At 61.2% G+C, this 1,455-nt stretch carries 2 protein-coding genes; one reads left to right on the top strand and one right to left on the bottom strand.

Going from position 1 to position 1,455, the window contains the following annotated elements:
* On the top strand, positions 1 to 147 hold a 147-nt coding region (locus tag AC1DVA_RS28305; RefSeq protein ID WP_476808117.1), incomplete at its 5' end, for a DUF3606 domain-containing protein.
* Positions 148 to 552: 405 nt separating this feature from the next.
* On the opposite strand, the gene AC1DVA_RS28300 is transcribed toward AC1DVA_RS28305, so the two are convergent.
* Positions 553 to 747 carry a peptidoglycan-binding domain-containing protein gene (locus AC1DVA_RS28300; RefSeq protein ID WP_476808116.1) on the bottom strand — a complete coding sequence of 65 codons (195 nt, stop codon included), beginning with the start codon at positions 745 to 747 and terminating at the stop codon, positions 553 to 555.
* Positions 748 to 1,455: the final 708 nt, after the last annotated feature.

The raw sequence follows: 1,455 nt of genomic DNA, 5'->3' as shown, positions 1-1,455 counted from the left end.
GTACAACAGCCTGCCACATTCCGATCTGCCGGGGTTGAGCCTCATGAGCTCAAGTACTGTACCCAAAAATTCGGAGTGTCGGCTGAGCAGCTGAAAGCCGCCGTCGAAAAGGCCGGCGTCGTTCAGCAGCGGTGGCCCAGCTACTAGGCAAGCCCCTATAAGTCGAAAAGGGCCTCGCTCACAGAGCGCGGCCCGGTACGCGAAAGGCAATATTGTCACGTCGAGATGCTAGACGGCAGCAGCTCGGCCTCTTGCGCTTCAGCCGCGGGCGTAACCCCGATCATCATCGCCCCAGCGCCGCACCGTATTGTAGGAGACGGAAATGCCGCACTCCAGAAGCATCTCCGCCACCCGGCAAAGCTAGCGGAAAGCGGAAATACAGCCCCACGGTGGGCCGGTGGAAGCCGATGGTCAGCGGGGTCACGCACGCCCACCTCCACGGCTTCCCGCAATGCCGGAGTTAACGTGACAACGCCGTTCTGGCTCTGCCGCGTTTCCAGGAAGGGCATCAATGTTGCGGTCGTTGGTGGGTTGCCCCAACCATTCAAACATTTATCTGGGTACAGATCCCTTTAGGCGAGTAGCCTCCGCTGAGGTCAAGTACCCGGTACTTTTGAAGCCAATGCTGTCCTGGAAACGACGGATGGCGGCACGCGTCGACCGACCGAATTTTCCATCAATGGGTCCTTGGTAGTAGTTCAGACGCTGTAATACTTGCTGGAGCTGTCGTCGGTCCGCTTCAGACATTTGGCTCTCAGCGGGTAGGGTTCCCATTGAGGCTGAAGGCGCTGCCGAGGGAGGTATTGTTGCTGCCTGTCCCCGCTCCGCTGTCGCGGTTGGGCTTGGCGACGTGGCAGGGAACGCCGCGGGCTGGTTGGACTGTGCGCTCACAGGTGGGGGGGAGGACGGTCTGAGCGGAGGCGCGGGCGCCGGAGGCGGAGCACTGGCCTGAGGCGCGGGCGCTAGAGGCGGAACACTAGCCTGAGGTGCAGGCGGGGGTGCGCCGGGCAGACCCGACGGAGCAACAGTCTGCGAGCTTTCGTGGAACGTCCAGTAAGCCATACCGGCGACTAAGAGTGCGACGACAGCGAGGCCCGAGGTCAAGCTCGTCTTCAGGCCCATCGGCAGGACTCCTTGCTTGGTTTCTTGCGACAACGGCCACATGAGGCCACGACCCGTTCAACCAGACCATACCCCATTGCCTATGGAGCTGATCCGAGATTATTTGCTGAATCGCCGGAGGATAGATCGTGTAGCAAATCCATCGGCTTGGTCTGCGATTGAGGCTCACCAGCCCCCGTAATAGGCGGGGTAGCGGTGATGCTTGTACCACCCGCGATGATGAGCGCGATTCCAGCCATAGTGGCGGCGGGGGCCATGGCGATACATGTTGTAATGCCCATGGCCGTGATGCCATCCATGTGGCTTGGCTTGCGCCTCGCCGCTGGTGCCACC

The organism is Allobosea sp. P4_C6, assembly GCF_056402015.1.
Note: the sequence above shows the minus strand (reverse complement) of the source record. Positions and strands in the feature narration are given on the sequence as shown.

Coding starts and splice junctions, on each gene's coding strand:
- AC1DVA_RS28300 (WP_476808116.1), bottom strand. CDS start 747: ATGTCTGAAGCGGACCGACGACAGCTCCAGCAAGTATTACAGCGTCTG.